This is a genomic window from Acidovorax sp. FG48 (assembly GCF_057809085.1).
This window is the reverse complement of record NZ_JBMDJH010000027.1, coordinates 1-26,850: the sequence shown is the minus strand read 5'-3', so window position 1 is coordinate 26,850 and position 26,850 is coordinate 1. Positions and strand designations below refer to the sequence as shown.

Here is a 26,850-nt window from a genome sequence, read left to right as displayed (position 1 = left end):
TCTTTGCATCACCGCTGGCGCTGGAAGGTCGGCCCTCCGGATTCACACTGGCGCCTCTGTGTTCTGAAGGCGGCGAAATCAAGAGCCCGTGGTGGCTATGCCAGCCGGACGGCGGCGAAGGATGGCTACTAAGGCATAACAGCCCAGCGCCCCGTGATGGGCAAGGAGACCTCATGATTGATGGCTTGGTAGCCGGACGGCTATATGGTGAGGCGGAGCGCCGCACGGACAAGGCGGGCAAGGCTTACAGCCTGGCGAAGGTCAGGGCCAGTACTGCAGAAGGCGAAGTGCTGTTCGTCAACGTCATCGCCTTTGATGACGATCTGTGCGCGTCCCTGCATCGATTGCGCGATGGTGATTCCGTGGCGCTTTCTGGCAGCTTGAATCCCCGTGTGTGGACAGACAAGCAGGGCAATGCAAGGCCCGCACTGGATATGGTGGCGCACCGCCTGATCAGCATGCCGATCTCAGACGCTGAACAATAGGGGCGCCGCGCTCCGCCGGCGACGTGTGGTGACTTATAGGCGGGATGAATGCCTGCGTAGGCGGCAGGCTTGAGGCCTAGCTGGCCTTTCGGGCATTGCCCGAAGGATTGGGGGCAAAACCCAAGGCTTTGAGCTCATCCTCGCTCATGTGCAGTTCGGTCAATTCGGGCTGACGCGCCTCAATGGCTCGCCTCCGTTCGAAATTGGTGGGTGGACCTTTTTCTTCCTGGCGGCGATCCTTGCCGCTGCGGCGGTCCATGCTGCCTCTGCGTTCGACACTCATGATGATGCTGCTGCTGGTGGTGGATGGAGTGAGGGGGTTGCGTACGCAGTCTGCCGCCAATGGATGGGTCATCTTTGGGCGCCGACTGAGGCACACAGTCTGCATCAGTTGCTGGCATTTGCAAACATCCAAGGTGCCATCCTCGCCCTGCATCTTGCGCAAGAAACGATTGTTGACGAAGGCTGGTGCCTGTCGTGGGGGGGCGATGCCTTGCCGCCGAAATGGCCGTTTTGGAGGGCGTCGGCCGCCATCCTATGGTCGGCGAGCCTGCGATGCAGTGGGTCGATTTCTTGACCTTTCGAGGCTGCCAAGAAAAAAGCCCTGACTCTTGCGAATCAGGGCTTTTCATTTGGTGCCGGAGAGATGAATCGAACACCCGACCTTCTCATTACGAATGAGCTGCTCTACCGACTGAGCTACACCGGCTTAGCCTTGGATTATAGCGTGGAATGGTAGCTGGTCACGCGTTCGACTTCATTTTTTGAGCCGAGGATCACGCTGACACGCTCGTGCAACTGGGTGGGCTGGATGTCGAGGATGCGTTGCTTGCCGTTGGTGGCAGCGCCACCGGCTTGTTCTACCAGCCAGCCCATGGGGTTGGCCTCGTACATCAGGCGCAGCTTGCCGGGCTTGTTGGGTTCGCGCTTGTCCCAGGGGTACATGAAGACACCGCCACGGGTCAGGATGCGGTGCACGTCGGCCACCATGCTGGCGATCCAGCGCATGTTGAAGTCCTTGCCGCGCGGGCCTTCCTTGCCCTGCAGGCACTCGTCGATGTAGCGCTTCACAGGCTCGTCCCAGTGGCGCATGTTGCTCATGTTGATCGCGAACTCCTTGGTGTCTTCGGGAATGCGGATGTTCTCTTCGGTCAGCACGAAGGAGCCTTGTTCGCGGTCCAGCGTGAACATCGCTACGCCGTCACCCACGGTGAGCACCAGCGTGGTCTGCGGGCCGTAGATGCAATAGCCCGCGGCCACTTGCTGCGTGCCGGGCTGCAGGAAGTCGCCTTCCTCTACGCCTCGGTCGCCATCGGGCTTCTTCAGCACGCTGAAGATGGTGCCGATGCTCACGTTCACATCGATGTTGCTGGAGCCGTCGAGGGGGTCGAACAGCAGCAGGTATTCACCCTGTGGGTAGCGGTTGGGCACCAGATAGATGCCGTCCATTTCTTCGGATGCCATGGCCGCCAGGTGGCCGCCCCATTCGTTGGCTTCGATCAGCACCTCGTTGGCGATGATGTCGAGCTTTTTCTGGATCTCGCCCTGGACGTTTTCGCTGCTGGCCGTACCCAGCACGCCGCCCAGCGCACCTTTGTTCACGGCGTGGCTGATGCTTTTGCAAGCGCGGGCCACCACTTCGAGCAGCAGGCGCAATTGCGAGGGGATGAGGCCGTCCACCCGTTGCTGCTCAACGAGGTAGCGGGTCAGGCTGATGCTTTTTGCCATGTCAGTCTCTTCTCGGTCGTGGTTTATTCGGCAAGCGCGCGGGTCACCACCTCGCGCACATCGTTGGACAGGTCGGGCTTGGCGGCGACGCGGGCGATGGCCTCGCGGGCAGCGCTGCGCCACGGGTCTGCCAGCTTCTTCCAGCGGTCGAGCGCGCGCGCGAGGCGGGCCGCAACCTGCGGGTTGATGGCGTCCAGCTCGATCACGCGGTCGCTCCAGAACACGTAGCCCGCAGCGTCCGACCGGTGGAAAGCACCGGGGTTGGCACTGCAGTAGCTGAAGATCACGCTGCGTGCGCGGTTCGGGTTCTTGAGGCTGAAGTCCGGGTGCTGCATGAGCTGGCGCACGGCGGGCAACACGTTGCCGCCACGGTCCGGGGCGCCGGCTTGCAATGCAAACCACTTGTCGATGACCAGGGGCTCGTCCTTGAACAGCGCATGGAAGCGGGCGAGGGCGGGTGTGGCCAGTTCGCTGCCGCTGGCCACCAGGGCGGTCAGCGCATTGAAGCGGTCCGTCATGTTGCCGGCCACCTTGAAGCGCTGGTAGGCCTTGCCGGGCCAGACCACATCGCCCGTCTTCTGCGCGGCAATGCACAGCATGTGCAGCGCCAGGCCACTGAGTGCGCGGCGGCCGGAGGAGACGGGGTCGGGGCGATAGCCGCCGGTGTCCTGGTTCTGTTCCCAGACGGTTTCCCAGTCGGCCTGCAGCGCCAGCGCCAGTTCTTCGCGCATGGCTTCACGCACTGCGTGGATGCGCTGCGGGTCCACCACATCCAGTTGCTCGGCGATGTACGTTTCGGAGGGCAGCGTGAGCACCAGTTCCTTGAACGCAGCGTCCAGGGCCGGGTTGCGCAGCACGCTGCGCATGGCCTCTACAAACGCTGTCGACAGGATGGTTTGCTCAAATCGGCCGGTAGCGCCTGTTGTATATGCTTCATTAGCTATTGTATTAATAGCAATTCGCAGTGCCAGGCGCTGCCCAGCTTCCCAGCGGTTGAAAGCGTCGGCGTCGTGCGCCAGCAGCGTGAGCAACTGCGCGTCGGTGTAGTCGATGTCCAGCACCACGGGGGCACTGAACCCGCGCAGCAGCGATGGCACAGGCTCGCTGTCCAGGTTGGTGAAGGTCAGGGTCTGCGATGCCTCGGTGAGCACCACCACGCGCGAGGTGGCGTGGGTAGCACCTTCTGCAGCGCCTTCGCCCGCAAGGTGCAAGGGCAGGGCGGCACCGGTGGTGGCGTCGATCAGGCCCAGCTCAACCGGGATGACAAAGGGCTGCTTTTCGCTCTGGCCGGGGGTAGGGGCGCAGCTTTGCGACAGCGTGAGGGCGTAGCAGCGCGTGGCGGCGTCGTAGCGGCCCGTAGCGCGCACGCGGGGCGTGCCGGCCTGGCTGTACCAGCGCTTGAACTGCCCAAGATGCTGCGTGAGCGGGCTGCCCGGGTTGGCATCGGCTATTGATCGCACAAAATCGTCGCAGGTCACGGCCTGGCCGTCGTGGCGCTCGAAGTACAGCTTCATGCCCTTGGCAAAGCCTTCGCGGCCCACCAGGTTGTGCTGCATGCGCACCACCTCGGCACCCTTTTCGTAGATGGTGACGGTGTAGAAGTTGTTGATCTCGACGTAGCTGTCGGGCCGCACCGGGTGGGCCATGGGGCCCGCGTCTTCGGGGAACTGGGCGGTGCGCAGCACGCGCACGTCCTCGATGCGCTTGACGGCGCGGGCGGACGGGCTGCCCGCGAGGTCCATGCTGAATTCCTGGTCGCGGAAGACCGTGAGGCCTTCCTTCAGGCTGAGCTGGAACCAGTCGCGGCAGGTCACGCGGTTGCCCGTCCAGTTGTGGAAGTACTCGTGGCCCACCACGCTTTCGATGTTGGCGAAGTCGGTGTCGGTGGCCGTGGATTCGCTGGCCAGAACGTACTTCGTGTTGAAGATGTTCAGGCCCTTGTTCTCCATGGCGCCCATGTTGAAGTCGCTGGTGGCGACGATCATGAAGCGCTCCAGGTCCAGCGGCAGGCCGAAACGGGCTTCGTCCCAGGCCACGCTGTACATCAGCGAGTTCATGGCGTGTTCGGTCTTGCCCAGATCGCCGGGGCGCACGTACACCTGCAGCAGGTGGTCGGTGCCCGAGCGGCTCTTGATCTTCTGCTCGCGTGCCACCAGCTTGCCTGCCACCAGGGCGAACAGGTAGCAGGGCTTCTTGTGCGGGTCCACCCACTTGGCAAAGTGGCGGCCGTCTTCCAGGTCGCCGCTGTCCACCAGATTGCCGTTGGACAGCAGCACCGGGTACTGGGCCTTGTCGGCGCGCAGCGTGACGGTGTAGCTGGCCATCACATCGGGGCGGTCCAGGAAGTAGGTGATGCGGCGAAAGCCCTCGGCCTCGCACTGCGTGAAAAACGTGCCCTGGCTCACGTACAGGCCCATGAGCTGCGTGTTCTTGGCGGGGCAGCAGGTGGTGAAGATTTCGAGCGCAAAGGGCTCGGAGCCTTCAGGCAGGTTCTCCAGCACCAGGCGGGTGCCTTCCATCTTGAACGATGTGCCCTGGCCGTTGACCAGCACGCGCGCCAGGTTCAGGTCGTCACCGTCGAGCTTGAGCGGCTGCGCGGCCACGTCGGGGTTGCGGCGCAGCGTCATGCGGTTGAGCACGCGCGTCTTGGCCGGGTCCAGGTCGAAGGTCAGCTCCACGCTGTCGATCCAGTAGGCGGGGGCGGTGTAGTCCTCGCGGCGGATGGCGATGGCCGGGGCCGCGCCGTCTCCGCTTCCGTCGGCTTTATGCAGTTGCAACATGGATGCTCTCCAGAAAGTCGGTGTTCATGAGTTCGGTGTAGTCGCGCACGGCGGCCAGCACATGGGGCCCGGCCAGTTGCTCGGGCGTGTGGGTGCTGCAGATGGCCACGGCGCGCATGCCCGCGCGGCGCGCGGCCTCGATGCCAAAGGGCGCGTCTTCAAAAACGATGCAGTGCGCCGGGTCAGCCGCGATGCGGCGTGCGGCTTCGAGAAAGATGGCGGGCTGGGGCTTGCCAGGCAGGCCCTCGTCGCCGCGCACGATGGCCTGCGGCGCGGGCTCCAAGCCGAGATGGCCCAGGGCGAATTCCACGTTGCCAATGTCGCCCGCCGTGCCCACGGCCACCTTGAGGCCACGGGCACGCACCTGCGCCGCGAACTGGCGAAACCCGGCCACTTCGGAGAAGCGCGGGGCGAATAGCTCGCGGTAGATGGTTTCTTTTTCGTGCGTGAGCGCGTCGGCCTCGTCCTGCGACACAGGGCGGCCCAGCAGTTCCACGATGCACTCGGTGCCATTGCGGCCCGTGGTGCGCGCCATGAGGTCGGGCACGTCGATGTCCATGCCCCGGCGGCGTGCGAACTCGACCCACGCCTGGGCGTGCCAGGGCATGGAGTCGATCATGGTGCCGTCCATGTCGAAGATGATGGCGTCGGTGCGCATCCGCATCGCTCAGACGCCTTGCTTCAACGAAGCTTCGATGAAGGCGTCCAGGTCGCCGTCCAGCACCTTCTGTGTGGCCGAGATTTCAACGTTGGTGCGCAGGTCCTTGATGCGGCTGTTGTCCAGCACGTAGCTGCGGATCTGGTGTCCCCAGCCCACGTCGGTCTTGGTGTCTTCCAGTTTCTGTTGCTCTTCCATGCGCTTGCGCATCTCGAAGTCGTACAGGCGGCTGCGCAGGCGCTGCCATGCCACGTCGCGGTTGCTGTGCTGGCTGCGACCGTCCTGGCACTGCACCACGATGCCGGTGGGGATGTGAGTGAGGCGCACGGCCGAGTCGGTCTTGTTGATGTGCTGGCCGCCCGCGCCCGATGCGCGGAATGTGTCGGTGCGCACGTCGGCAGGGTTGATGTTGATCTCGATGGAGTCGTCGATTTCGGGGTACACGAACAGCGAGGCGAACGATGTGTGGCGGCCGCCCGAACTGTCGAACGGGCTCTTGCGCACCAGGCGGTGCACACCGGTTTCGGTGCGCAGCAGGCCGAAGGCGTACTCACCCTCGATCTTGATCGTGGCGCTCTTGATGCCGGCCACGTCGCCGGGGGTTTCTTCTTCGACCGTGGCCTTGAAGCCCTTGCGTTCGGCGTACTTGAGGTACTGGCGCAGCAGCATGCTGGCCCAGTCGCAGGCTTCCGTGCCACCAGCGCCTGCCTGGATGTCCACAAAGCAGTTGAGCGGGTCGGCCTCATTGCGGAACATGCGGCGGAACTCCAGCTCCTCGATCAGCGGTTTGAGCTTGGCCGCCTCGGCCTCGATGGTCATGAGGCCGGCCTCGTCGCCTTCCTCCTTGCTCATCTCGTACAGCTCGGCGTTGTCGGCCAGCTCACGGGTGAGCTTGTCGAGCGTCACCACCACGCTGGAGAGCGACTTCTGTTCCTTGCCCAGCTCCTGGGCCTTCTTGGGGTCGTTCCAGACAGCGGGGTCTTCCAGCGACGCGTTTACCGTGCGCAGGCGTTCGAACTTGGCATCGAAGTCAAAGATACCTCCGTAACTCAGCGGTGCGCTGAGCCAGGTCTTCGAGGGTGGTGCCGATGAGGTTGATGCGTTCTGCGTCCATGATTCTTGTCCTGCGTGTTCTGTGGAATAACCCGCGATTTTCTCATGGGAAGGGCGGGGGCCTCAGCAATGCCCTTTGTGTCGGGCGGCCGCCAGTGCCAGGCATGAAACCCGGTAGGCAATCTGCCGGGTGAATATCAAAAATGATAGCTGCTCAGGCAATATCCACTATCGCTTGCGGGCGCCAGGACGTCAAATTGCCTCAGGCAGCATCCAAAAACGCTTCGATCAGCTGCGCCACTTGCTCGGGCTGGTCGTGGTGCAGCATGTGGCCTGCGTCTTGCACGACGGCCGTGTTGCAGGTGCGCACATGGGTCAGGCGCTGGTGGTATTCGTCCAGGGTGTACCGGCCGTTCCACCACTGGCCCAGGCTGTCGCCACTGGCCTCGATGGCCAGCACGGGTGCGGTAATGCGTTCGTAGATGGCCAGGGCCTCGTCCGCGCGGTACAGCTGTGCGCTGGTGATCTTGTGGGCGGGGTCGCCCAGGATTTCCCACTTCCCCTGCGCATTGGGCCGTGCCCAGTGCTGGGCCAGCCATTGGGCCTTGTCTTCGGACAGGCGGGGGTTGGTCTTCATCAGGCGGTGGGCCACACCGTCGGCGCTGTCATAGGTCTTGAGTTCCTTGGTGCCCTGGTGCAGCTGCTTGATTTCGTCGATCCATTGCGCGTAGCGCGTGGGCGCCTGCGCGGGGCGTGTGGCGGGCAGGCCAAAGCCTTCGAGGTTGACAAGCTTGCGCACCCGCTCGGGCCGCACGCCGCCATACATCATGGCCACGTTGCCGCCCATGCTGTGGCCCACCAGGTCGATGGCTTCGCCGGGCGCGTAGTGGTCCAGCAGCAGGTCCAGGTCGGCCAGGTAGTCGGCAAACACATAGTGGTCCACCGGTGCACCGGTGGTCAGGCCAAAGCCACGCCAGTCTGGCGCGATGATGCGGCGTGGTTGGCGCAGCGCATCCACCGTGAACTGGTAAGACGCACTGACGTCCATCCAGCCATGCAGAAGCACCAGCGTGGGCAGGTCGCTGTGCTCGGGGCCCCAGTGGCGGACGTGGTAGTTGAGGTGCCGCAGCGCCAGTGTGCTGCTGCGCGAAGGGGTGAGGACTTGGTACATGCTGTGCCAATGTTACGTTGCCGCCGCGCTGGCGGGGCGCCCTGCGGTGTCACCAAGGAGTCCGGCGCCCGGCAGGTTTTGGCGATCGCTTGTACCATCGCCAGCCGGGGCCGCAGCAGGCCCTGTTTACTTTTCCACCATCTGGAGCCTTCACCGCATGAACACCGTCCGCTTGGGTCAGAGTGACCTGCTTGTCACCCCCATTTGCCTGGGCACCATGACCTTCGGCGAGCAGGTCAATGAGGCCGACTCGCATGCCATCCTGAGCCAGTCGCTTGCGCGCGGCGTGAACTTCATCGACACGGCCGAGATGTACGCCGTGCCCGCCCGGGCCGAGACCTTTGGCGCGACTGAAACCATCATCGGCAACTGGTTTGCCAAGAACCCCGGCGCGCGTCAGAAGCTGGTGGTGGCCACCAAGGTGGCGGGCCCATCGCGTGGCATGCCCTGGGTGCGCGAGGGCAAGGGCATGACGGCGGCCGACATCGTGGCATCGTGCGAAGGCAGCCTGCGCCGCCTGCAGACCGATGTGATCGATCTCTACCAGATCCACTGGCCCGAGCGCCATGTGCCTGCGTTTGGCAATCTGTATTACGACCCCGCCAAGGAAACGTCGCAAACCCCCATCCGCGAGCAGCTGGAAGCGCTGGCCGGGCTGGTGAAGGCGGGCAAAGTGCGCTACATCGGCCTGTCAAACGAAACCCCGTATGGCGTGCACGAGTTCGTGCGCCTGGCCGAGCAGCACGGCCTGCCGCGTGTGGCCACGGTGCAGAACCCGTACTGCCTGATCAACCGCACCTGGGAAAACGGACTGGATGAAACCTGCCACCGCCTGGATGTGTCTCTGCTGGCCTATTCGCCGCTGGGTTTTGGCCTGCTGACGGGCAAGTATGACGAAAGCGGCATCACCGGCCCCAATGCCCCGCAGGGTGCGCGCATTGCATCGTATGAATCCGTGCGCAAACAACGCTGGGGCCGCCCCGAGGCGCTGGAGGCATCGCGCCGCTACAACGCACTGGCGCGTGCCAACGGCATGACACCCACGCAGATGGCCCTGGCGTTCTGCTACACCAAGTGGCAAGTGGCCAGCACCATCATTGGCGTGACGTCGGTGGCGCAGCTGGAGGAAGACCTGAATGCCTGGGGCACCACGCTGTCGCCCGAGGTGCTGAAGGCCATCGATGCGATCCGCTGGGAGCTACGCGACCCTGCGTTGTGACCGGGGGCAGGGCGTGGCCCTGCGAATCGGCAAGATCAAACCAAGGGGCCGTGCAGGCCCCTTGGTTTTTCTGCGAGTTTGTGCGCGCTGCTGTCAGGCAGTTGCCTCCTGCCGGGTGGTGCGCCCTTCAGTCCACGGTGTCCCTTGGGGCTCACCCAGGTCCCAGAACAGCCCGGCCATCACCGCCAGACCTTCTCGTGCCACGGGCGCAAGCAAATGTTCGTTGGGCGCATGCTGGGCGCAGGCGGGGTACGAGTGCGGCACCCACAGCGTGGGCAGACCCAGCTGGTCGGCAAAGATGTCGTTGGGCAGCGAGCCTGCCAGGTTGGGCAGCAGCGTGGCGGGCTGGCCTGCGCTGGCCTGCAGCGAGGCCATCGTCCAGTCCACCCAGGGGTTGTGCAGATCGAGCCGCGTGGCGCCGCAGTGCATGCCCATGGTGATTTCGACCTGGTTGAAGCCATGCGCATCCAGGTGTTCGCGCAGCGTGGCCTGCACGTTCTGCCAATCGGTGCCCACCACAAAGCGCAGCTGGCAGTGCGCTACGGCCTGCGCGGGGATGGCGTTGATGGGCCGCTGCGCGTTGCCCGCGCCCAGCGCCAGCACCTCCAGCGTGTTCCAGCCCACCAGCTGTTCTGCGGGGGTGAGGCCGGGCTCGCCCCAGCCGGGGGTGAGCGCGGGGTCATCGGCGCCGGTGCCAATCACCACGTCCTTGAGGGCAGTGCGCAGCTTGTCGGGCACCGCAGGCGGCAGCAGGCCTTTGACGAGGATGCGGCCCTTCGCGTCCACCAGCGTGGCCAGGGCGTGCGTGAGCACGGTGGCCGGGTTGGCCAGCACGCCGCCCCAGTTGCCCGAGTGATAGGCCTTGTCGCGGCTGCGCACCGCGAGTGAGAAGTTGATGGCTCCGCGTGAGCCCAGGAAGAGGGTGGGGTGGCCCGCGTTCACGCGGGGGCCGTCGCTGGCCAAAAAAAGGTCGGCCCTCAGCGCGTCGCTGTGCCGCTCGCAGAAGGCGGCCAGGCCGGGCGAACCCGCCTCTTCGCCCATCTCCATGAGCAGCGTCACGTTGTACCCCAGGCGGCCGCCCCGGGCCTCGATGGTGTGGGCGAGTGCGGCCAGGCTCACGGTGTGCTGGCCTTTGTTGTCGGCCGTGCCTCGGCCATACCAGCGCTCGCCTTCGATGGTGAGCTCCCAGGGCGCGAGGCCCTCGCGCCATTGCGCGTCCTGCCCGTTGACCACATCGCCGTGGCCGTAGGTGAGCACGGTGGGCAGCGCAGGGTCTTCCACGCGGCGGGCCACTAAGAAGGGGCCGCCTTGTGGCGACGGGTTGTCGAGCACCTCGCATTCAAAACCCAGGGGCGCGAGCCAGGGCACCATTTCGTCGGTGAGGTAGGTGTGCAGTTCGGGCGGCACCTTGCCAGTGTCGCTTTCGGTGCGCCAGGCCACACGGCGGCGCAGGTCGGTGGCGAAGCGGCCATCGTCAAAGTAGCGCTGGACGTCTTGAATGAGTTGTTGGCGGTTCATCGTGCAGGTCCTTGTTGGGTGTTCGTCAGTCCACCACGATCTTGGCGCGGTGGGCCAGCGCGCGGTAGCGGCCGATTTCGTCATCGATCATGGCGCGCGTGGCCACCGGCCCCAGGTGCACGGGTTCCATGCCCTGGGTGCGCATCTGTTCCTGCAGACCACTGTCGCGGGTGACGGCTTCCACCTCGGTCACCAGCTTGCGGATGACGGATGGTGGCGTCTTGGCGGGGGCGGCGATGGCGTACCACGCGTCGAACACGGCGTCGGGCAGCTTGAGTTCCTCCACCGTGGGCACCCCCGGCAGCATGCTGGAGCGCGACTTGCCTGCAATGGCCAGGGCGCGCAGCTTGCCGGCCTTCACCTGCGGCGCCGCAGCGGCCACGGTGTCGATGCCCAACTGAATTTCACCGCCCATGAGGGCGATCAGCGACTGGCTGCTGCCCCGGTAAGGCACGTCCTGCAGTTGGATCCCAGCCGCCTGCTCCAGCAGCGCGCCTGCCAGGTGCGGACCGGAGCCCGAGCCGAAGGTGGCGTAGTGGATGCTCTTGGGCTTGGCCTTGGCCGCCGCGATCAACGCATTCAGGTCTTTGTAGGGTGCACTGGCGCTGACGACCAGCACCAGCGGCGCCCGGGCCACGGTGGCCACGGGCACGAGGTCCTTGGCAGGGTCGTAGGGCAGCTTGCTGCGCAGCGCCGTGTTGACCGTGTAGCTGGTGGAGCCCGAAACCAGCAGCGTGTAGCCGTCGGGGTCGGCACGCACCACGGCTTCGGTGCCGATGATGGTGGAGGCACCCGGCTTGTTGTCGATCACCACCGGCGTGCCCAGGCGGCTGGCCAGCTTCTGTGCGAGCGCGCGTGCCACCACGTCGGTGCCGCCACCGGGCGGGAAGGGCACCACCATGCGCACGGGGCGCTGGGGCCAGGCGTCGGCAGGGGCTGCTGCCTGGGCGCAGGCCAGGCTGGCGTGGCCGGCAAGAACTGCCAGGGTGGCAGACAGGAACGAGGCTCGAACAAGGCGTTTCATGCGGACTCCGGTGGTAGGGCCCCGACAGCGGGCGGCGTGGGAGCAATGGCCACGTGACGCCCGCGCAAGGGCATGGGTGAATTGGAGCCTCAAGCCATGCAAGATGGATGCTGGTTTACCATTGCTTGGAATAGAGATTTGGCAACTGACCGTTGCCTTTTTGTGATTTAAACAGCCATGGCCATTTCACTGCTCAGCCTGCCCTTGCGCTACTTTCTGGAGGTGGCGCGCACCGGCTCCGTCAACCAGGCCGCGCAGCGCCTGCACGTGGCCGCTTCGGCCGTGAGCCGGCAGCTGGGCAAGCTGGAAGACAGCCTGGGTGTGGTGCTGTTTGAGCGCCAGGCCCGGGGCATGACGCTGACCGAGGCAGGCACCCGCCTGCTGGCCCACGCCAGTGCACACGATGCGCAGGCGCTGGAGCTGGTCGAGCAATTGCAGGATCTGTCGGCCCAAGGTGCCCTGCGGGTGCGGCTGGCCTGCACCGAAGGGTTTGCGGCAGCCTTCATGCCGCTGGTCATGGCGGGGTTTCGGCAGGCGCACCCACAGGTGCAGCTGCAGTTGCAGGTGGCCGTGCCGCAAGAGGTGTCGGCCCTGGTGCTGCGCGGCGAGGCGGATCTGGCGCTGAAGTACAGCACGGCACCCGAGAAGGGCCTGCAGGTGCTGCACTCGGCCATCGCACCCATTTACGCCGTCATGCCCGCGCAGCACCCGCTGGCGCGCCAGCGCAGCGTGAGCGTGGCTGACGTGGTGCGCTACCCGCTGCTGCTGGGCGCCGCCAACACCACAGGGCGGCAGCTGTTTGACCTGAGCTGTGCGGTGCAGGGCCTGCGCTATGTGCCCGCTGTGGAGAGCAATTTTTCGTCGGCCTTGTTGCCGCTGCTGAGCGGGCAGGACGTGGTGCTGGCCAGCTACCTCACGGCGGCGCGCTGGGTGGAGGCGGGCCTGCTGGCTGCCCGGCCATTTGACGAAACCCAGCTGCAGCAACGGCGCCTGCAGGTGCTGGCAGCCGAGGGCCGTAGCCAGTCCGCCCTGGTGCAGCAGTTCACGCAAGCGCTGGCGATCGCCATCGAGGAATACGGCAAGCGCAAGGTCGGGCGCCGCCGCAAGGCCACCCCGGCGCCTGCCTCGGTGTTCTGACACATTGCCGCAGATTCCAGCACGCTCACATTTGGATACGGATACCATCGGTGCCCTATCCGCACCACACCATGGCCAAGAAAGAACACGTTTCCGAGACCCAAGCCACCCAGCTGCTCAAGGCGAACAAGGTGGCGTTCACCGAACACCCATATGAGTACCTGGAGCACGGCGGCGCGATGCACAGCGCCGAGGTGCTGGGTCTGGACCCGTTCACCGTGGTCAAGACCCTCGTCATGCAGGACCAGGACGCCAAGCCGCTCCTGGTGCTGATGCATGGCAACCGCAAGGTCTCCACCAAGAACCTCGCACGCCAGATCGGCGCCAAGTCGGTCGAGCCCTGTGCACCCGAGGTCGCCAACCGGCACAGTGGCTACCTGGTGGGGGGGACGTCTCCGTTTGGCACGCGGCGCACCATGCCGGTTTACATCGAAGAAACCATCCTCGCGTTGCCCCGCATTGCCATCAACGGCGGGCGCCGGGGCTTTCTGGTGCAGCTGGACCCGCAGGTGTGTGTGCAGTTGCTGGGCGCCAAACCGGTGCAGTGCGCGCTGGCAGAATAGGCCGCCGCGCGATACAGCCCGTCAGAAGGCTGACCATTTGATTTCCAAGGAGTTGCTTTGACCGCCGTCTATCCCGTTCTTGCCACCGTGGCCGCCTACCTGCTGGGCTCGCTGTCGTTTGCCGTCATCGTGACGCGTGTCATGGGCCTGAGCGATCCGCGCACCTATGGCAGCAAGAACCCCGGAGCCACCAATGTGCTGCGCTCGGGCAGCAAAGCGGCGGCCATCGTGACCCTGCTGCTCGATGCGATGAAGGGCTGGCTGCCCGTGGCGCTGGTGATGTGGTTTGGCCACCCCTATGGGCTCGAAGACGGCACCGTGGCGCTGGTGGGGCTAGCCGCTTTCCTGGGGCACCTGTGGCCAGTGTTCTTCCGGTTTGAGGGCGGCAAGGGCGTGGCGACGGCACTGGGCGTGCTGGTGGGCATCAGCGGTTGGCTGGGTCTGGCCACGGCGGCCACCTGGCTCATCATTGCGTTCTTCTTCCGCTACTCGTCGCTCGCCTCGCTGGTGGCCGCCGCGTTTGCTCCGGTGTACTACCTGCTGGTGGATGGCGTGGTCTGGTATGCCGAAGGCACGATTGCCGCCTCGATCGTGGTGATGGCGCTGCTGCTGGCCTGGCGGCACCGCGAAAACATCCAGCGCCTGATTGCGGGCACAGAATCGCGCCTGGGCAGCAAAAAGGCGAAACCTGTCGAGGGTGAAGAGAGCGCCAAAGCAAAACAGAAAGCCAAGGCTAAGGCCAAGCACTGATGTAGCCACGCGCCCGCTTGGGCGCTTGCCCTGCCGCGTCAGAGCGCGCCGGGCGCCGTCACCAGCCCGCGCAGCCCCGCGCTGTGCTGCGCGGCATACAGTCCCAGCCGCACCATGGTACGGTGGTTCAGCTCCAGGCTCACGGCGGACCGGGCCAGGGCCGACTGGATGCGGGGCTTGCCGCTGGCGGTCTGGTACAGGCTGGGCTGGCTGCGGTGGTTGCCGGTGTTGTCCAGCAGGCTGGCCACCAGCGGGTGGTTGGCCTTGTCGCTGCGGCGCAGCACGATGGCGGTCTCGCCGTTGTCCAGCTTGACGAAGGTGCCCGGGGGGCACAGGCCGATGGAGCGCACCAGCGTGTAGCTGACCTCGTCGCGCTGGTCCACCTCTTGTCCCACGATGGCGCGCACCGAGTCGGTGGCGCTGCGCCCGGCGCGGGATTTGCGCGGGCTGATCATGGCGGCATAGCGGTCAATGGTGCCGAGGACGCGGGTAAGCCGGTCGATCGGCTCCTGTTGGGCCAGGGGCACGCGCTCTGCAATGCTGGCATGGTGTTGTCCCACCACATCCAGCCAGAGTTGATCGTTGATGAACAGGCGCTCCAGCAGCAGCATGCTGTCTTCGGGGTGGCTCTTGATGGCCTCCTGCTGCTCGGCCGTGGGGCGTTCGCGCTGCACGGCCAGTTCGTCCTGCAGGGCCGTCATGCCAATGTTCATGGTGAGCGCAGCCCGCACCAGGCTGTCCCGCTCGCGCTGCGGCAGCTTGAGCTCCAGCGCCATGATGTGGCACAGCGTGCCACACACCAGTGCGTGCGATGCGCTGTAACCCACGGTCGATGTGGACGCATGCTGGAACATCAGGTACAGCGCCGCGTCGATGTCGTGCGCCACCAGGTCTTGCAGCCAGGCATCGAACTGCCGCACCTTGCCCGGAAAGTCCTGCACCTGCAGCGGTCGGCTCAGCAGCACCGACAGGGCTGACTCCAGGTCGGACCAGAGGCTGAGCAGGTCCTCGTACTCCCCTTCGGAGTGAGCGTGGGTGGCGGATGGGTGTGCAGACATTGCGGGTGTACAGGCGTCAGTGGCGCTTTTCCAGCACCATCTGGTCATTGGTGCGTGTCATCTGGAACTCGTTCAGGAAGCTGTTGCCCAGCAGCACGTAAGGCATGGGCTGCGAGGTGATGATGGCCTCCACCCCAAAAACCTCCACGTCCCCGATGCGGATGGAGTCGAGCTTCATGCGCCAGCCCTGGGCGACACCATTGGCGGTGTTCACGCGCACCGGCTGGCCGCTTTGGTAGTTCAGGCCCATGCGCTCCGCATCGGGCCGCCCGATGGCGACGGTGGAGGCCCCGGTGTCCACCATGTACTGCATGACCTGACCGTTGATGGTGCCGCTGTTCACAAAATGCCCGCGGCCGTCAGCCACCAGCTGAATGCGTTTGCCGCTGCCACTGCGCCCGCCCACGCTCACGGGTGCCTCGCCCAGCCGCAGCGTGCGCCGCGCGCCCTGGATCTCCACAGTGGCCTCGTCCTTGGCGACAGCGATGACTTTCACCCCCTGGAAATCGTCCCCCGCGCCCACAGCCTTGGGCGGGCTGGCGTTCACCACCAGCAGTACCTTGCTGCCCAGCACACCCGCCAGCGCCACGGCCTGCGCATGCGCCCATGCGGGGGCCAGCAGCAACCCGATGCACAGGGCGATGAAGCGCTGATAACGGCGCAGCCCCTGCGAGAGCGGGGGGAAGGCCCGCAAGGCCTCAGGGGGGTGTTGCTTCATATCAGTCGCGGAAGTTGTCGAATGACAGCGGTACGTCCGTCACGTCCTTGCGGATCAGGGCCATCGCGGCCTGCAGGTCGTCGCGCTTGGCGCCGGTCACGCGCACCTTGTCTTCCTGGATGGCGCCTTGCACCTTGAGCTTGCTTTCCTTGAGCAGCTTCTGGATCTTCTTGGCCAGCTCGCTCTCGATGCCGTTGCGCACCTTGATGACCTGCTTGACCTTGTCGCCGCCCATTTTCTGCACGTCGCCCATGTCCAGAAAACGCACGTCCACATTCCGTTTGGTGAGCTTGTTGCGCAGCACGTCTTCGATCTGGGTGAGCTGGAAATCGGCGTCGCCGATCAGCGTGATGTCCTTGTCCTTGATCTCGATGCTGGCGGCAGTGCCCTTGAAGTCGAAGCGGGTGGCGATTTCTTTCGCAGTGTTCTCGACGGCGTTCTTCACTTCAACCAGGTTGGCTTCGCAGACGGTGTCAAAAGATGGCATGGTGGTCTCAATCAATCTCGGGAAACAAAGGTGGCTCACAGGCCGCCGGCAGGGGCGGGTGCGACAATCGGGCCAATGGTAGTCGAGAAAAACGCCCCTTTACAGCCCTGCAACACCTTCGGCATTGCTGCACGCGCCCAGACCCTGGTGCGTGTGCGTTCAGTGGATGACCTGCTGGCTGTGCTGGCCGACCCGGAACTGGCACCCACACCGAAGTTTGTGCTGGGCGGGGGCAGCAACATCATCCTGACGGGCGATGTGAAGCCCGTCGTGCTCAAGATGGAAATCAAGGGCCTGCGCCTGGTCGAGGAAACGCCCAAGGCCTGGATCGTGGAAGCGGGCGCTGGCGAAGTCTGGCACGATGCCGTGGCCTGGACGTTGGCGCACGGCTATCCCGGCCTGGAGAACCTGGCCCTGATCCCGGGCACCGTCGGGGCATCGCCCGTCCAGAACATTGGCGCCTATGGCGTCGAGCTGCAGGACCGCTTCGAGTCGCTCGACGCCATCGATCTGGCCACCGGCCAGTCGTTCAGCCTGGATGCCGCGCAATGCGGCTTCGGTTATCGCGATTCGGTCTTCAAGCACGCCCCTTCTGAGGCGCAGGACGGCAGCGGGCTGCCGCGCGGCATGGGGCTGGCTGGCCGGGCGGTGATCACCCACGTGCGCTTTCGCCTGCCCAAACCCTGGAAGCCGGTGCTGGGCTACCTGGACCTGGAGCGCCGCCGCGCCGAGGCCGGGGTGGAGCACCCCAGTGCCGAGCAGATTTTTGACTGGATCTGCGACATTCGCCGCGCCAAGCTGCCCGACCCTGCCGTGGTGGGCAACGCCGGTAGCTTCTTCAAGAACCCTACTGTGTCGCCCGACCAGTGCGCCGACATCATCGCCCGCGAGCCCAAGATCGTGCATTACCCGATGCCGGACGGCAGCATCAAGCTGGCGGCGGGCTGGCTGATCGATGCCTGTGGCTGGAAGGGCAAATCCATCGGCAAGGCCGGGGTGTACGAAAAGCAGGCCCTGGTTCTGGTCAACCGGGGGCGGGGGGCCGAGAGTGTGACGGGGGGCGAGGTGATGACCCTGGCCAAGGCCATCCAGACCAGCGTGTACGAGCGCTTTGGCATCCGGCTGGAGCCCGAGCCGGTGGTGGTGTAGCGCGCGAAGTGTTTTGCGGCCCCTGTGCCTCGGGCGTGCATGTGTAGCGCCTGCTCTGATGCGGCAATGAAAAAGCCACCCCATGGGGTGGCTTTACTCATTGATTGATAGCTGCTCAGGCATATTGCACTTGCGCTACCAGCCATTTTTATCCCCAAGGAACTGCCAAGGCGCTCCCGGCGGCACCCGGGAGGCTTCTGGCAGTTGGGGGCTTCTGCAGGGCTTACTTGCGGTCGTTTTCCAGCTGGGCCAGGGCGGCATTGCCTCCCAGCGACAGCAGGCCAGCGCGCGAGTACACGCCCAGCTTGTCGCGCGTGTCCACGATGTCCAGGTTGCGCATGGTCAGCTGGCCGATGCGGTCCAGCGGGCTGAACGGCGCGTCTTCCACCTTTTCCATCGACAGACGTTCGGGCGCGTAGGTGAGGTTGGGCGACTCGGTGTTGAGGATGGAATAGTCGTTGCCGCGGCGCAGCTCCAGCGTCACGGTGCCGGTCACGGCGCGCGCCACCCAGCGCTGGGCGGTTTCGCGCAGCATGATCGCCTGGGGGTCGAACCAGCGGCCTTGGTACAGCAGACGGCCCAGCTTCAGGCCGTTCATGCGGTACTGCTCGATGGTGTCTTCGTTGTGGATACCACTCACCAGGCGCTCGTAGGCAATGTGCAGCAGCGCCAGGCCGGGGGCCTCGTAGATGCCGCGGCTCTTGGCTTCGATGATGCGGTTCTCGATCTGGTCGCACATGCCCAGACCATGGCGGCCGCCGATGCGGTTGGCCTCCAGGAACAGCTCTACCGGGTCGTTGAACTCGACGCCATTCAGGGCCACGGGCTGGCCTTCTTCGAAGCGCACCGAGACTTCCTCGGCCTTGACGACCACGTCATCCTTCCAGAAGGCGACGCCCATGATGGGGTTCACGATGCGGATGCCGCTGTTGAGGAACTCCAGGTCTTTCGCCTCGTGCGTGGCGCCCAGCATGTTGCTGTCGGTGCTGTAGGCCTTTTCGGCGCTCATCTTGTAGCCGAAGCCTTCCTTCGTCATGAAGGCCGACATTTCGGCGCGGCCGCCCAGTTCGTCGATGAACAGCTGGTCGAGCCAAGGCTTGTAGATCTTGAGGGACGGGTTGGTCAGCAGGCCGTAGCGGTAGAAGCGCTCGATGTCGTTGCCCTTGAAGGTCGAGCCGTCGCCCCAGATGTTGACGTCGTCTTCCTTCATCGCGGCCACCAGCATGGTGCCGGTCACGGCGCGGCCCAGGGGCGTGGTGTTGAAGTAGGTGGCACCGGCGGTGCGCACGTGGAAAGCGCCGGCCTGCAGCGCGGCGATGCCTTCGTGGGCGAGCTGCGTGCGGCAGTCGATCAGGCGGGCCTTCTCGGCGCCGTATTCCATGGCCTTGCGCGGAATCGCGTCGTAGTCGGGCTCGTCGGGCTGGCCCAGGTTGGCCGTGTAGGCGTAGGGCAGGGCGCCCTTGTTCTTCATCCAGCGCAGCGCGGCGCTGGTGTCCAGGCCGCCGGAAAACGCGATGCCGACCTTCTGGCCGAGGGGGAGGTTCTGGAGGATGGTTGCCATGGAGTTTTCTTTAAAAATGATAGCTGCCAGCGCAGTGTGGAATTGCGCTAGAGGCCAAAATCAATCAAATTTCAGCCCGAGCATCTCAGCCGAAATGGCAGATGTAGTGGTAGGCCTCTGTCACGCGGATGTCGAACTTGGAGTTGCCAGGCACGCTGAACTTTTCACCTGCAGACGATTTCACCCATGCATCGGTGCCTGCCAGCTTGTATTCGCACGAGCCTGCGACACATTCCATGATTTCAGGCGCGCCGGTGTTGAACGTGAGCGTAGCGGGCAGCACCACGCCCACCGATTTCTTCGTGCCGTCCGGGAAGGTGATGCCGTGGCTCACGCACTTGCCGTCAAAGTACACATTGGCCTGGGTGGTGACGGACACGCCGTCGATTTTTTCGGTGGTCATGGAATGCGCGGGTAGGAATGGAGGAAACCCGAGATTTTAGGGCAGGGTGCTGATGCCCCGGACGGCGCGCTGCCACGAAATCCGCGCACGTGACCGCACGCACCAAGAAAAAGAGCCCCGAAGGGCTCTTGGTTCACTGGGCTGCGCAGCTTGGCTGCCTGCGCTCAACGCCAGTAGGGGTTGCGGTGGTGCGGGTAGTAGGGGCGACCGCTGTCGTAGCCATACTCAATCACCGTCACCGGAGGCGTCACATAGGTGGGGGGCGCCTGGTACACCGGCTGCACAGGGTAGGTGGAGGTCACCACACCTGGCTGGCTGTACACGCCCTGGGCGGCATACGGGTCAGGCTGTGTGGAATAGGTCTGGCCAGCGGGCTGCACGTTCACGGGGATCCAGCGGCCTGGATCGTTCTGAGTACGGGTGGTGTACTGGCGGCCTGCGTATTCATACACTACGTTGTAGCCCACGGTGCGGTTTTCGTAGTAGGTCTCGGTGGTGCAGCGCTGCACGTTTTGGTATTGCGGCTGGCCGTTGCCCTCGATCTGGTTACCCACCACGGCTCCTCCCAGCACCCCGATAGCGGTGGCTGCGGCGCGGCCGCTGCCCTTGCCGATGGTGTTGCCCACTGCGCCACCGGCAATGGCGCCGATCACTGCGCCAGCGCCCGTCGTGCGGTTGCCGCTGTACACGGTCTCATTGCCACACACCTGCTGCGGAACGCCGACCTGCTGAATGATGGGCGTGGCAGACAGGACACGGCCTTGTTCCTGAGCGCTGGCCACGACGGCGACGGCAGCCAGGGCAGAAAAAATCACGATCTTTTTCATGGAGAAACTCCTTTCGGGTCGGTACATAACGCACCAGACTGAAGAAAAGTTTAGGCCCGCAAGGTCAATTCGGGGCCCGGACGCCGTAAATCTGCGTAAAGATTTGTGCGATTTTCCCGCGTTCCTCGTCCGAAGTCAGCCTTTGGATGCGCGATTGAGCCCGGCGGGCCACTGGTCCGGCACAAATCCGACCGTGACATGCAGACCTTGGGCGTCCTGCCACTGCACCACGGGGCGCTTGATCACGCTGGGTTGTTGCTGCACCAATGCGCTGGCGCTCGCGTCGTCCTGCACCGATGCCTGGGTGGCTGCGTCCAGCTTGCGCCAGGTGGTCCCCTGGCGATTGACCAGCTTTTGCCAGCCGACTGCCTTCAGCCAGCCAGGGAGCAGGTCGGCGGGAACGCCTTGCTTCTTGAAATCATGAAACTGGATATCCAGCCCCTGCTCGGCAAACCAGGCGCGGGATTTTTTGACGGTATCGCAGTTGGGGATACCGTAGACGGTGATGACGGTGCTCATGCCGCGCATCATCCTCGAAATTGCCGGGGTGAATGCGGGCTCGGCGACAATCCCGGGCTGTATGCAAACCAAACCCCACACCCTGGAAGGCTGGCTGCGCCACTGCGAGCAGCTGCACCCCCGCAATATCGACATGGGCCTGGACCGGGTCGCGGAAGTCGCCCGCCGCATGGCACTGCGGTTCGAGTGCCCGGTGATCACGGTGGCGGGCACCAACGGCAAAGGATCGACCTGCGCCATGCTGGAGGCGGTGGCGCTGCAGGCAGGTTATCGCACCGGCGTGTATACCTCACCGCATCTGGTGCACTTTGAAGAGCGCTGCCGTGTGCATGGAGAAATCGTCTCGGCGGCCGATTTGGTGCCGCATTTTGAGGCAGTGGAGGCCGCCAGAATCCAGAACGGCAATGAGGTCTCGCTCACGTATTTTGAGTTCACCACCCTGGCCATCCTGCGCTTGATGAGCCATGCCTTGCTGGATGTGGCGATTCTCGAAGTCGGCCTCGGAGGACGCCTGGATGCCACGAACGTGATCGACACCGATTGCGCCATCATCACCAGCATCGACATCGACCACACAGAGTTTCTGGGCCCGGACCGCGAGAGCATTGGCCGCGAGAAGGCGGGCATCATGCGCACGGGGCGCCCAGCCATCGTGAGCGACCCCATGGCCCCGCAGAGTGTGGTGGACCGCGCGAGAGAGATCGGCGCCGATTTGTGGAGTTTTGGGCGCGATTTCAATTTCTCGGGTGACAAGCAGCAGTGGAACTGGGCTGGCCGCGGGCGGCGCTATGCCGGGCTGGCTTATCCGTCCCTGCGGGGGGCCAACCAGCTGGTGAACGCCTCGGGCGTGCTGGCGGCTTTCGAGGCATTGCGTGAGCGGCTGCCTGTGACTGCCCAGGCTGTGCGCAACGGCATGGCCATGGTGGAGTTGCCGGGGCGCTTCCAGATCGTGCCGGGGCAACCGACCCTGGTGCTGGACGTGGCGCACAACCCGCACTCCGTGGCCGCGCTCACGGCCAATCTGGATGCGATGGGGTTCTTTCCCACCACCCACGCGGTGTTTGGCGCCATGGCGGACAAGGACCTGACGCCCATGCTGGCCAAGGTCGGGCCTTTGGTGGACCGCTGGTATTTCACCGACCTTCCCACGCCGCGCGCAGAGTCGGCTGCCGTGTTGCAACAGAAGTGGAATGCTGTGCACATGGTGGCGGGCGGTCGCCGAGACGTCACCTCCAGCTTGCATGCCGACCCGCTGCAGGCCCTGCAGGCGGCGGTGGCCGCCGCAGACCCCGCTGATAGAATTGTGGTCTTTGGCTCGTTCTATACGGTGGGTGGAGTGTTGATCAACGGAACACCTCGCTTGCACGCCAAACATCTGGGCGCCTGAGCGCCTCACGAGTCCTTAGTCCATGGCATTTTTCAAGTTCCGGTGGCCCGGTCAGGGTGAGCAGCAACAGGCTGAAAAGCCATCCAAGCGCTCGCGCACACCCCAGGCTGAGAGCATCGAAGTGATGCGCCGCCGCGCCCGGCACCGTTTGATTGGCGCCGCAGTGCTGGTGCTGGTGGGGGTCATTGGGTTTCCTCTGCTGTTTGATACCCAGCCACGGCCCATTCCGGTGGACATCCCCATCGAGATTCCGGACCGCAACAAGGTAGCGCCCCTGGTGGTGCCCGCGCCGGTGGCCGATGCACCTGCCGCCAAGCCCGCAGCCCCAGCCACCCCGGAGCCTGCCCCGACGGCTGCGGCGCAGCGGCCTGCGCCTTCGCGCACTGCCGCTGCCAATGGTCTGGCGGACGGTGAAGAACTGGTGCCGAGTGCTCGCCCGGCTCCCTCCAAACCCACTCCTCCTCCGGCAGCTGCACCTGCAGCCGCCAAGCCTGAGGTGAAACACGAAGCCAAGCCGCCCTCAGCTCCCGCGCCGTCTCCCGCCCCAGAGCCCAAGCCTGCACGGGCTGATGATTCGGCACGTGCCCGAGCCTTGCTGGAAGGCCGCAGCACCGAGGCGCCCGCCGCTGCCGGTGCCGAGGAGGCGCGCTTCATTGTTCAGGTAGGTGCCTTCGCTGATGCCGAAAAGGCCCGAGAAGCACGTACCAAGGTGGAGCGGGCGGGTCTCAAGACCTATACGCAGGTGGTGGACACGAAGGATGGAAAGCGCACCCGTGTGCGCGTGGGCCCGTTCACCAATCGGGCAGAGGCAGACAAGGCGGCGGCGCGCATCAAGGCGCTGGACCTGTCGGCTTCGGTGCTCACCCTGTAACCGTTAGTCGGACTGCCATTTATCCATGGCCGCGCTGGATTGGGTGTTTGTGGCCGTGTTGCTGGCCTCCATGCTGATTGGTGCGTGGCGCGGTCTGGTGTTTGAGGTGTTGTCGGTATTGGGTTGGGTGGCCTCATTTTTTGTGGCGCAATGGTTTGCGGCCGATGCGGCGGCCTTGTTGCCCATGGGTGGGTCGGGTGAGTCGTTGCGATACGCCGCCGGCTTCGTGGTGGTGTTTGTGGCTTCGGTTTTTGCCTGTGGTTTTCTGGCCTGGGTGGCCAAGAAGCTGGTGGAGGCTGTGGGGTTACGCCCGGCAGACCGCACCTTGGGCGCTGTTTTTGGTGTGTTGCGCGGCCTCGTTTTGTTGCTGGCGGTGGCTGTGGTGGCGGGTATCACCCCCGTGCACGAGGCACAGTGGTGGCAGGAGTCGCAGGGTGCACCGGTCTTGACCGAGGTGCTCAAGGGGTTGAAACCGGCGCTGCCGGACGAATTTGGAAGGCATCTGCCTTCGTGAGGATCGAAGCGGCAGCGGTCAGAAGCTGCTGCCGTTGGATGACCGCGGGGCTGTTCCCGCAAACGGATGGAATACAACTATGTGTGGAATCGTCGGCGTCGTCAGTCCTGCGCCCGTCAATCAGCTGATCTATGACGCTTTGCTGCTCCTGCAGCATCGTGGCCAGGATGCTGCTGGCATCGTGACCCAGCAGGGCCGCAAATTCTTCATGCACAAGGCCAAGGGCATGGTGCGCGACGTTTTTCGCACGCGCAACATGCGTGCTCTGCCGGGCAACGTGGGTCTGGGCCAGGTGCGCTACCCCACCGCCGGCAACGCCTACAGCGAAGAAGAGGCCCAGCCGTTTTACGTCAACGCCCCGTTCGGCATCGTGCTGGTGCACAACGGCAATCTGACGAACGCCCGTGAACTCCGCACCGAGCTGTTCCAGACAGACCACCGCCACACGAACACGGAGAGTGACTCGGAAGTCCTGCTGAACGTGTTTGCGCACGAGCTCGAACGAGCCACGCGCGGCGTGCCTCTGCAGCCCGAGGATGTTTTCACGGCCGTGCGTGCGGTGCACAAGCGCATCAAGGGTTCGTATGCTGTGATCGCGCTGATCGCAGGCCACGGCCTGCTGGCATTCCGCGACCCGCATGGCATTCGCCCTTTGGCCATGGGCCGCAGCCAGGACGGCACCGTGATGGTGGGTAGCGAGTCGGTGGCGCTGGAAGGCACCTCCCATGTGTTCGAGCGCAATATCAACCCCGGCGAAGCGATTTTCATCACGCTCGATGGCCAGGTTCACGCCAGCCAATGCGCAGAGAATCCGCAGCTCAATCCATGCATCTTTGAGTTTGTGTACCTCGCGCGGCCTGATTCGGTGTTGGACGGCATCTCGGTCTATCAGGCGCGTCTGAATCTGGGTGAAGCATTGGCCAAACGCGTGGTGTCCACGGTGCCGCCCAATGAGATCGATGTGATCATTCCCATCCCCGAGTCCAGCCGCCCCAGCGCTACGCAACTGGCGCACCTGCTCGGCGTCCCGTACCGCGAAGGCTTCGTCAAGAACCGTTATGTGGGTCGTACCTTCATCATGCCGGGGCAGGGCGTGCGCAAGAAGTCGGTGCGCCAGAAGCTCAATGTCATTGGCAGCGAATTCAAAGGCCGCAACGTGTTGCTGGTGGATGATTCCATCGTTCGCGGCACCACCAGCCGCGAGATCGTGCAGATGGCGCGCGATGCGGGAGCCCGCAAGGTGTACCTGGCCAGTGCCGCGCCGCCTGTGCGCTATCCCAATGTGTATGGCATCGACATGCCCACCAGCAGCGAACTGGTGGCCCATGGCCGCACGGTCGAAGAAATTCGCCAGGCCATCGGCTGCGACGCTCTCATCTACCAGGACGTGGATGGCATGAAGAAGGCCGTGGGTGCGCTCAACAGCGCTATCGTCGGCTTCGATGCCTCGTGCTTTGACGGCGTGTACGTGACTGGCGACATCACGGCGGAAGGGATTGCCAGCCTGAATGAAGGACGCGTGGGTGCGGAAGAAGGCGAGGAAGACACCTCGCGCCTTGCTTTGCCCAACGCGCAAGAAGCGTAGCCAAGGGCTTGCGCAGCCCCTCAGGGCCATCGCAAGCGATGCTGGACTTTCGGCAAAGCGGGCGATGCTGTTTCAGTATTGACTGCGCCCGATGGATTGACCTCACTTGAGAACTGGCCCCGTTGAGGGCCAGCATTGATTTTTATGACTGAAACCACTGCTTCCAGCACGGGCCGCGTACGCACCCGCTTCGCGCCATCTCCCACTGGCTTCATCCACCTGGGCAACATCCGCTCGGCCTTGTACCCTTGGGCATTCGCTCGCGCCACGGGCGGTGACTTCATTCTGCGCATTGAAGATACCGACCTGGAGCGTTCCAGCCAGGCGGCGGTGGACGTCATCATCGAGGGCATGGCCTGGTTGGGCCTGAACCACGATGAAGGCCCGTTCTATCAGATGCAGCGCATGGATCGTTACAAGGCGGTTCTGGCAGAGTTGCAGGCTGCCGGTCATGTGTATCCCTGCTACATGAGCGTGGCCGAGCTGGATGCGCTGCGCGAGCGGCAGATGGTTGCTAAGGAGAAGCCGCGCTACGACGGCACTTGGCGCCCTGAGGCTGGCAAGACTCTGCCTGCCATTCCGGAAGGCGTGCAGCCGGTGCTGCGCTTCAAGAACCCGCAGGGCGGGGTGGTGGCCTGGGACGACAAGGTCAAGGGCCGCATCGAGATCAGCAACGATGAGCTGGATGACCTGGTCATCGCGCGGCCCGATGGCACGCCCACCTACAACTTCTGCGTGGTGGTGGACGATATCGACATGGCGATCACGCATGTGATCCGTGGCGACGACCACGTGAACAACACTCCACGCCAGATCAACATCTTCCGCGCCCTGGGCAAGGAACCTCCGGTCTATGCCCACCTGCCTACCGTGCTGAACGAGCAGGGCGAGAAGATGAGCAAGCGCAATGGGGCCAAGCCTGTGACGCAGTACCGCGATGAAGGTTATCTGCCCGACGCCATGGTGAACTACCTCGCGCGTCTGGGTTGGAGTCATGGCGACGATGAGATCTTCAGCCGTGAGCAGTTCCTGCAGTGGTTCAACCTCGACCATCTGGGCCGCAGCGCGGCGCAGTTCGATGAAGCCAAGCTGCGCTGGGTGAATGCCCAGCATCTGAAAGCCATGGCAGACGATGCTTTGGCGGCGCTGGTGGCTCCGCAATTGCAGGCGCGTGGTGTTTCGGCGGAGGCGCTGGCCGATGGGCGTCTGCCCCGCATCTGCGCACTGTTCAAAGACCGGTGCGACACCACCGTTGCGCTCGCCCACTGGGCGCAGGTTTTTTATGACGATGTGTCGCCCGTGGATGCTGAGCGCGCGCAGCATGTCACCGATGCCATTGCACCGGCTCTGGACGCGCTGGCCGATGCGCTGTCTGCGTGTGAATGGGAAAAGGCTTCCATCAGCGCAGCGTTCAAGCAAGTGCTGGCTGCCCAAGGTCTGAAGATGCCCCAACTGGCCATGCCTGCGCGCGTGTTGACGGTTGGTACCGCCCACACGCCATCGGTCGATGCCGTGCTGGAATTGGTCGGACGTGAAAAAGTTGTAGCGCGTTTGCGAAACCGCTAAAAATCTGTCTATAATTCAAGGCTCAGGTGATGACAACAAATACTAAGCGTTTGAAGTCATTTAGTGGGGGTATAGCTCAGCTGGGAGAGCGCTTGCATGGCATGCAAGAGGTCATCGGT

26 protein-coding genes and 1 tRNA gene are annotated in these 26,850 nt (G+C 64.4%); 11 read left to right on the top strand and 16 right to left on the bottom strand.

Annotated features, from left to right (window positions below; translation table 11 throughout):
- Positions 1-173 precede the first annotated feature (173 nt).
- Entirely contained in the window at positions 174-485 is a 312-nt protein-coding gene (locus ACODSU_RS23465; RefSeq protein WP_295942217.1) for a single-stranded DNA-binding protein, read from the top strand.
- A 76-nt stretch (positions 486-561) separates the two neighbouring features.
- On the opposite strand, the gene ACODSU_RS23460 is transcribed toward ACODSU_RS23465, so the two are convergent.
- The 7 genes from ACODSU_RS23460 to ACODSU_RS23430 form a co-directional block, all read right to left on the bottom strand.
- Positions 562-768 (bottom strand): hypothetical protein, encoded by a 207-nt coding sequence (locus ACODSU_RS23460; RefSeq protein ID WP_295942219.1) that lies wholly within the window; start codon positions 766-768, stop codon positions 562-564.
- Between the two features lie 350 nt (positions 769-1,118).
- Positions 1,119-1,194: transfer RNA gene (locus ACODSU_RS23455), tRNA-Thr, on the bottom strand.
- 11 nt (positions 1,195-1,205) lie between these two features.
- Positions 1,206-2,213 (bottom strand): class 1 fructose-bisphosphatase, encoded by a 1,008-nt coding sequence (locus tag ACODSU_RS23450; RefSeq protein ID WP_063460605.1) that lies wholly within the window; start codon positions 2,211-2,213, stop codon positions 1,206-1,208.
- Positions 2,214-2,236: 23 nt separating this feature from the next.
- On the bottom strand, positions 2,237-4,993 hold the full coding sequence (gene pepN / locus ACODSU_RS23445; protein WP_488845249.1) for an aminopeptidase N: 2,757 nt from the start codon (positions 4,991-4,993) through the stop codon (positions 2,237-2,239).
- A complete protein-coding gene (locus ACODSU_RS23440; protein WP_043565428.1) occupies positions 4,977-5,651 on the bottom strand; it encodes an HAD family hydrolase in 675 nt (224 codons plus the stop codon). Before ACODSU_RS23440 ends, pepN begins: the two co-directional genes overlap by 17 nt.
- A 9-nt stretch (positions 5,652-5,660) precedes the next feature.
- A protein-coding gene (gene prfB, locus ACODSU_RS23435) for a peptide chain release factor 2 (RefSeq protein WP_110961277.1) occupies positions 5,661-6,765 on the bottom strand; the annotation gives its coding sequence in 2 pieces (ribosomal slippage) (positions 5,661-6,683 and positions 6,685-6,765; 1,104 coding nt in all).
- Positions 6,766-6,966: 201 nt separating this feature from the next.
- A complete protein-coding gene (locus ACODSU_RS23430) occupies positions 6,967-7,875 on the bottom strand; it encodes an alpha/beta fold hydrolase (protein ID WP_488845247.1) in 909 nt (302 codons plus the stop codon).
- Between the two features lie 157 nt (positions 7,876-8,032).
- Between ACODSU_RS23430 and ACODSU_RS23425 the strand changes: the two genes are divergently transcribed.
- Positions 8,033-9,094: an aldo/keto reductase gene (locus tag ACODSU_RS23425; RefSeq protein ID WP_110961278.1), complete on the top strand. Its 1,062-nt coding sequence runs from the start codon at positions 8,033-8,035 to the stop codon at positions 9,092-9,094.
- Between the two features lie 93 nt (positions 9,095-9,187).
- Here the strand turns inward: ACODSU_RS23425 and ACODSU_RS23420 are convergent, their stop codons facing one another.
- Both ACODSU_RS23420 and ACODSU_RS23415 read right to left on the bottom strand, forming a co-directional pair.
- Positions 9,188-10,612, bottom strand: a complete 1,425-nt coding sequence (locus ACODSU_RS23420; RefSeq protein ID WP_488845245.1) for a M20 family metallopeptidase — start codon at positions 10,610-10,612, stop codon at positions 9,188-9,190.
- Positions 10,613-10,637: 25 nt separating this feature from the next.
- Positions 10,638-11,636, bottom strand: a complete 999-nt coding sequence (locus ACODSU_RS23415; protein ID WP_488845243.1) for a Bug family tripartite tricarboxylate transporter substrate binding protein — start codon at positions 11,634-11,636, stop codon at positions 10,638-10,640.
- 177 nt (positions 11,637-11,813) lie between these two features.
- Here ACODSU_RS23415 and ACODSU_RS23410 point away from each other — a divergent pair, with 177 nt between their 5' ends.
- From ACODSU_RS23410 to plsY, 3 genes are all read left to right on the top strand, one after another.
- Positions 11,814-12,773: a LysR family transcriptional regulator gene (locus ACODSU_RS23410; protein ID WP_488845241.1), complete on the top strand. Its 960-nt coding sequence runs from the start codon at positions 11,814-11,816 to the stop codon at positions 12,771-12,773.
- A 71-nt stretch (positions 12,774-12,844) separates the two neighbouring features.
- Positions 12,845-13,336: an aminoacyl-tRNA deacylase gene (locus ACODSU_RS23405; protein ID WP_056063754.1), complete on the top strand. Its 492-nt coding sequence runs from the start codon at positions 12,845-12,847 to the stop codon at positions 13,334-13,336.
- Positions 13,337-13,393: 57 nt separating this feature from the next.
- A complete protein-coding gene (gene plsY / locus ACODSU_RS23400) occupies positions 13,394-14,086 on the top strand; it encodes a glycerol-3-phosphate 1-O-acyltransferase PlsY (RefSeq protein ID WP_488845239.1) in 693 nt (230 codons plus the stop codon).
- 38 nt (positions 14,087-14,124) lie between these two features.
- Here plsY and ACODSU_RS23395 read toward each other — a convergent pair whose 3' ends face one another.
- The 3 genes from ACODSU_RS23395 to ACODSU_RS23385 are packed head-to-tail and all read right to left on the bottom strand — an operon-like array spanning position 14,125 to position 16,349.
- Positions 14,125-15,144, bottom strand: a complete 1,020-nt coding sequence (locus ACODSU_RS23395; RefSeq protein WP_488845237.1) for an HD-GYP domain-containing protein — start codon at positions 15,142-15,144, stop codon at positions 14,125-14,127.
- Positions 15,145-15,160: 16 nt separating this feature from the next.
- The gene (locus ACODSU_RS23390) at positions 15,161-15,862 is read right to left on the bottom strand and encodes a retropepsin-like aspartic protease family protein (protein WP_488845235.1); all 702 of its coding nucleotides are present in this window, start codon (positions 15,860-15,862) and stop codon (positions 15,161-15,163) included.
- Between the two features lies 1 nt (position 15,863).
- On the bottom strand, positions 15,864-16,349 hold the full coding sequence (locus tag ACODSU_RS23385) for a YajQ family cyclic di-GMP-binding protein (protein ID WP_015014473.1): 486 nt from the start codon (positions 16,347-16,349) through the stop codon (positions 15,864-15,866).
- A gap of 75 nt (positions 16,350-16,424) precedes the next feature.
- On the opposite strand from ACODSU_RS23385, the gene murB reads away from it, so the two are divergent.
- The gene (murB, locus tag ACODSU_RS23380; RefSeq protein ID WP_343734723.1) at positions 16,425-17,498 is read left to right on the top strand and encodes a UDP-N-acetylmuramate dehydrogenase; all 1,074 of its coding nucleotides are present in this window, start codon (positions 16,425-16,427) and stop codon (positions 17,496-17,498) included.
- Positions 17,499-17,721: 223 nt separating this feature from the next.
- Here the strand turns inward: murB and argG are convergent, their stop codons facing one another.
- From argG to ACODSU_RS23360, 4 genes are all read right to left on the bottom strand, one after another.
- The gene (gene argG / locus ACODSU_RS23375) at positions 17,722-19,059 is read right to left on the bottom strand and encodes an argininosuccinate synthase (protein WP_110961285.1); all 1,338 of its coding nucleotides are present in this window, start codon (positions 19,057-19,059) and stop codon (positions 17,722-17,724) included.
- An 85-nt stretch (positions 19,060-19,144) separates the two neighbouring features.
- Entirely contained in the window at positions 19,145-19,462 is a 318-nt protein-coding gene (gene ppnP / locus ACODSU_RS23370; RefSeq protein WP_015014470.1) for a pyrimidine/purine nucleoside phosphorylase, read from the bottom strand.
- A gap of 164 nt (positions 19,463-19,626) precedes the next feature.
- Positions 19,627-20,289: a glycine zipper 2TM domain-containing protein gene (locus ACODSU_RS23365; protein WP_015014469.1), complete on the bottom strand. Its 663-nt coding sequence runs from the start codon at positions 20,287-20,289 to the stop codon at positions 19,627-19,629.
- Positions 20,290-20,424: 135 nt separating this feature from the next.
- Complete coding sequence (locus ACODSU_RS23360) at positions 20,425-20,808, bottom strand: arsenate reductase (protein ID WP_488845231.1); 384 nt, start codon at positions 20,806-20,808, stop codon at positions 20,425-20,427.
- Positions 20,809-20,869: 61 nt separating this feature from the next.
- Between ACODSU_RS23360 and folC the strand changes: the two genes are divergently transcribed.
- The 5 genes from folC to gltX all read left to right on the top strand — a co-directional run bounded on the left by folC (position 20,870) and on the right by gltX (position 26,731).
- Positions 20,870-22,195, top strand: a complete 1,326-nt coding sequence (gene folC, locus ACODSU_RS23355; RefSeq protein WP_488845229.1) for a bifunctional tetrahydrofolate synthase/dihydrofolate synthase — start codon at positions 20,870-20,872, stop codon at positions 22,193-22,195.
- Between the two features lie 22 nt (positions 22,196-22,217).
- Entirely contained in the window at positions 22,218-23,066 is an 849-nt protein-coding gene (locus ACODSU_RS23350) for an SPOR domain-containing protein (RefSeq protein WP_488845227.1), read from the top strand.
- Between the two features lie 25 nt (positions 23,067-23,091).
- Positions 23,092-23,580 (top strand): CvpA family protein, encoded by a 489-nt coding sequence (locus ACODSU_RS23345; protein WP_488845225.1) that lies wholly within the window; start codon positions 23,092-23,094, stop codon positions 23,578-23,580.
- Between the two features lie 79 nt (positions 23,581-23,659).
- Positions 23,660-25,165 carry an amidophosphoribosyltransferase gene (gene purF, locus ACODSU_RS23340; RefSeq protein ID WP_060986307.1) on the top strand — a complete coding sequence of 502 codons (1,506 nt, stop codon included), beginning with the start codon at positions 23,660-23,662 and terminating at the stop codon, positions 25,163-25,165.
- A 144-nt stretch (positions 25,166-25,309) separates the two neighbouring features.
- Complete coding sequence (gene gltX / locus ACODSU_RS23335) at positions 25,310-26,731, top strand: glutamate--tRNA ligase (protein ID WP_488845223.1); 1,422 nt, start codon at positions 25,310-25,312, stop codon at positions 26,729-26,731.
- Positions 26,732-26,850: the final 119 nt, after the last annotated feature.